The 3,953-nt window shown below is 66.2% G+C and carries 3 protein-coding genes and 1 pseudogene; 2 read left to right on the forward strand and 2 right to left on the reverse strand.

Annotated elements, in window-relative coordinates:
• Positions 1-188, forward strand: a pseudogene (locus tag WC493_RS21955) (efflux transporter periplasmic adaptor subunit); the annotation flags it as partial.
• 12 nt (positions 189-200) lie between these two features.
• The gene (locus WC493_RS21960; RefSeq protein WP_373068544.1) at positions 201-3,332 is read left to right on the forward strand and encodes an efflux RND transporter permease subunit; all 3,132 of its coding nucleotides are present in this window, start codon (positions 201-203) and stop codon (positions 3,330-3,332) included.
• Positions 3,333-3,378: 46 nt separating this feature from the next.
• Here the strand turns inward: WC493_RS21960 and WC493_RS21965 are convergent, their stop codons facing one another.
• The gene (locus tag WC493_RS21965) at positions 3,379-3,525 is read right to left on the reverse strand and encodes an entericidin A/B family lipoprotein (RefSeq protein ID WP_373068546.1); all 147 of its coding nucleotides are present in this window, start codon (positions 3,523-3,525) and stop codon (positions 3,379-3,381) included.
• A 102-nt stretch (positions 3,526-3,627) separates the two neighbouring features.
• The gene (locus WC493_RS21970) at positions 3,628-3,873 is read right to left on the reverse strand and encodes a hypothetical protein (RefSeq protein ID WP_373068548.1); all 246 of its coding nucleotides are present in this window, start codon (positions 3,871-3,873) and stop codon (positions 3,628-3,630) included.
• Between the last annotated feature and the right edge of the window lie 80 nt (positions 3,874-3,953).

Genomic DNA, 3,953 nt, shown 5'->3' on the forward strand with positions numbered 1-3,953 from the left:
CCCTCGTCGTCAACGACAAGGGCGAAGTCGAGGCGCGCGAGGTCACGGCCGAGCGCACGGTGGGCGATGCCTGGCTCGTCACCGCCGGCATCGTCGCCGGCGACAGGGTCATCGTCGAAGGGCTGCAGCACGTCCAGCCCGGGATGCCCGTGAAAGCGGTCGCGCCCACGGCCGCGGCCGCGCAGTAACAGGGGCGCGTCATGGCCAATTTCTTCATCGACCGGCCGATCTTCGCCTGGGTGATCGCGATCGTGATCATGCTGGCGGGCGGCCTCGCCATCTTCGGCCTGCCGATCGCGCAATATCCCGCGATCGCGCCGACCACCATTTCCATCACCTCGACCTATCCCGGCGCCTCGGCGAAGGCGCTGGAAGACTCGGTCACCCAGGTGATCGAGCAGAAGATGAAGGGCATTGATCACCTGCGCTACATGGCGTCGACCTCGTCGTCGTCCGGCCTGTCGATCATCACCCTGACCTTCAATTCGGGCACCGATCCCGACATCGCCCAGGTGCAGGTCCAGAACAAGCTGGCCCTCGCCACCCCCAGCCTGCCGCAGTCGGTGCAGCAGCAGGGCGTCGTCGTCGCCAAGGCGACCGACAACTTCCTGATGGTCATCGGCCTCGTCGCCGGCGACAGCGGACAGACCCAGACCGACCTCGCCGATTACATCGGCGCCCAGCTGGTCGATCCCCTGAGCCGGGTCGACGGTGTCGGCGACATCCAGGTCTTCGGCAGCCAGTATGCCCTGCGCATCTGGCTCGATCCCGCGCGGCTGAACGCCTTCGGCCTGACCGCGAGCGATGTCACCGCCGCGCTTCAGGCGCAGAACGTGCAGGTCTCGGCCGGTCAGCTCGGCGGCACGCCGCCGATGCCGGGGCAGGAGCTGAATGCGACCATCGTTGCCCAGTCGCTGCTGACCTCGCCCGAGCAATTCGCCGCCATCCTGCTGAAAGGCTCGACCGAAGGTGCCCGCGTTACCCTCGGCGATGTCGCCCGGGTCGAGGTCGGGGCGGAGAGCTATGACGTCATCGCCCGCTACAACGGCGTGCCGGCGGCGGGTATCGGCCTGAAGCTGGCGGCGGGGGCGAATGCCCTCTCCACCGCGGAAGCGGTGCGGGCCAAGATGACCGAGCTTTCGGCCTTCTTCCCCCAGGGTGTCCACGCCGTCTATCCCTATGACACCACGCCCTTCGTGAAGATTTCCATCGAGGAAGTGGTGAAGACGCTGATCGAGGCGATCTTCCTCGTCTTCGTCGTCATGTATGTCTTCCTGCAGAATTTCCGGGCAACGCTGATCCCGACCATCGCCGTTCCGGTGGTGCTGCTCGGCACTTTCGGCGTCCTCTTCGCGCTCGGCTATTCGATCAATGTGCTGACCATGTTCGCCATGGTTCTCGCCATCGGCCTTCTGGTCGACGATGCCATCGTCGTCGTCGAGAACGTCGAGCGCGTGATGAGCGAGGAGGGCCTGTCCCCGCGCGAGGCCACCCGCAAGTCGATGAGCCAGATCACCGGCGCCCTCGTCGGCATCGCCCTCGTCCTGTCGGCGGTCTTCGTGCCCATGGCCTTCTTCTCGGGCTCGGCCGGCGTCATCTATCGCCAGTTCTCGGTCACCATCGTCTCGGCCATGGTGCTGTCGGTGCTGGTCGCGCTGGTGCTGACGCCGGCGCTCTGCGCCACAATCCTCAAGCCCGTGCACAAGGGCGAGGGACACCGGCACGGCGGCGTCTTCGGCTGGTTCAACCGCGGCTTCGACGCGGCCAGCCGGGGTTACGAGCGTTCCGTGGGCGGTCTCCTCAAGCGGATACCGGCGGTCTTCGTCGTCTATCTCGCCATTGTGGTCGGCCTCGGCTTCCTCTTCGTCCGCCTGCCCACCTCGTTCCTGCCGGACGAGGATCAGGCGATCCTGTTCGGCCAGGCCCAGCTGCCGGTCGGCGCGACGCAAGAGCGGACCATGGAGGTGGTGAAGCAGATGGAGCACCACTTCCTGGTCGAACAGGGCGAGGCGGTGAATTCCATCTTCACCGTCCAGGGCTTCTCCTTCGGCGGCAACGGCCAGAATGTCGCTCTCGCCTTCGTCGGCCTGAAGGACTGGGCCGTGCGCCAGCGTCCCGATCTCGCGGTACAGGCGGTGGCGGGCCGGGCCATGGGCACCTTCATGGCGATCAAGGACGCCATGGTCTTCGCCTTCGCGCCGCCGGCGGTGATCGAACTCGGCAATGCCTCGGGTTTCGACCTGCAGCTGAAGGACCTCGGCGGTATCGGCCACGACCGCCTCTTGATGGCGCGCAACATGCTGCTGGGCATGGCCGGACAGGACCCGCGCCTCGTCGGCGTGCGTCCGAACGGCCAGGAGGACGAGCCGCAGTACCGGATCGACATCGACGTGGTGCGGGCCGGCAGCCTCGGCCTTTCCATCGCCGACATCAACGCCACCCTGTCGACCGCCTGGGGCGGCAGCTATGTCAACGATTTCGTCGACCGCGGCCGCATCAAGAAGGTCTATGTCCAGTCCGACGCGCCCTATCGCATGACGCCGGAAGACCTGAACCGTTGGCATGTCCGCAACGACAAGGGCGAGATGGTGCCCTTCTCGGCCTTCGCCACCGCGCGCTGGGACTTCGGTCCGGCCCGGCTGGAGCGCTACAACGGCCAGCCGTCCTTCTCGATCCAGGGCTCGGCCGCGCCCGGCCTGTCGTCGGGTGACGCCATGCTGGCAATGGAAGAGCTGATCGCGAAACTGCCGCCCGGCGTCGGCTACGAATGGACCGGCCTGTCGGATCAGGAACGCGCCTCGGGCGATCAGGCACCGATGCTCTATGCGATCTCGATCCTCGTCGTCTTCCTCTGCCTCGCCGCGCTTTACGAGAGCTGGTCGATTCCCTTCTCGGTCATTCTCGTCGTGCCGCTCGGCGTCATCGGCGCCGTGCTCGCGGCCAACATGCGCGGCCTCTCCAACGACATCTTCTTCCAGGTCGGGCTGCTGACCACGGTCGGGCTGTCGGCGAAGAACGCGATCCTGATCGTCGAATTCGCCAAGGAGCAGCAGGAGAAGGGCATGGAACTCGTGGCGGCGACCCTGGAAGCCGTGCGCCTGCGCCTGCGCCCGATCCTGATGACCTCGCTCGCCTTCATCCTCGGCGTCTCGCCGCTGGTGCTGGCGAATGGCGCGGGTTCCGGCGGGCAGAACGCCATCGGTACCGGCGTGATGGGCGGCATGATCGCGGCGACCGTGCTCGGCATCTTCTTCGTGCCGGTGTTCTTCGTCATGATCCGCAGCCTGTTCTCGCGGAAGGCGGCGGCCCCGGCGCCTCAGCCGGCGGAGTGACGCGAAGGGGCGCCCGTGTCGGCGCCCCTTCTTTTCCGCATCGCGGTCAGAGCTTGCTCTTCACGTCGCGGGCGCCGCCCGAAATGGCGTCGCCCGTATTGCGGATATCGCGGCCGGCCCCTTCGATCGTGTTGCAGGCGGCGGTCAAGCCGACCAGGCCGAACAGAACGACGAGACAGAGCTTCCTCACCATGATCCTTTTCTCCCTAAGGAATTGTCGCGGCCCCAACATGCCATGAAAAAGGGCGGGCGCCGACTGGCACCCGCCCCGAAATTCGGGATTGTTCCGGGCCGATCAGGCGCGGAAGTAACCGCCGCAGGCACCGCAGACGATGTCGACATAGTAGTTGGTGTCGAGACCGACGGTCCAGCCGACATGACCGCACCAGGGGCACTGGGTATAGCCGCTATAGGCGGCCTGGCCTTCGGTATCGGTCTGCGGCGGCTTGGCCAGCAGGATGCCGAGCTTGCTCTTGTCGATGCTGGCGACGTCGGCCGGATCGGTCTTGGTGCCGCGCTTGATGGTCAGTTCATTGGACATTTCGGACATCCCCCCGGGGAAAACTAGAGGCCGGCAACGCCGGCGCGCGGGATAATATCGGAATTCGGGCGCGATAGAAA

The sequence above is a fragment of the Zavarzinia sp. genome, assembly GCF_041650655.1.
Classification (GTDB): Bacteria; Pseudomonadota; Alphaproteobacteria; order Zavarziniales; family Zavarziniaceae; genus Zavarzinia.

What these genes read in the sequence shown, in the direction of transcription:
- WC493_RS21960 (WP_373068544.1), top strand. Translation starts at nt 201, where the DNA reads ATGGCCAATTTCTTCATCGACCGGCCGATCTTCGCCTGGGTGATCGCG.
- WC493_RS21965 (WP_373068546.1), bottom strand. Translation starts at nt 3,525, where the DNA reads ATGGTGAGGAAGCTCTGTCTCGTCGTTCTGTTCGGCCTGGTCGGCTTG.
- WC493_RS21970 (WP_373068548.1), bottom strand. Translation starts at nt 3,873, where the DNA reads ATGTCCAATGAACTGACCATCAAGCGCGGCACCAAGACCGATCCGGCC.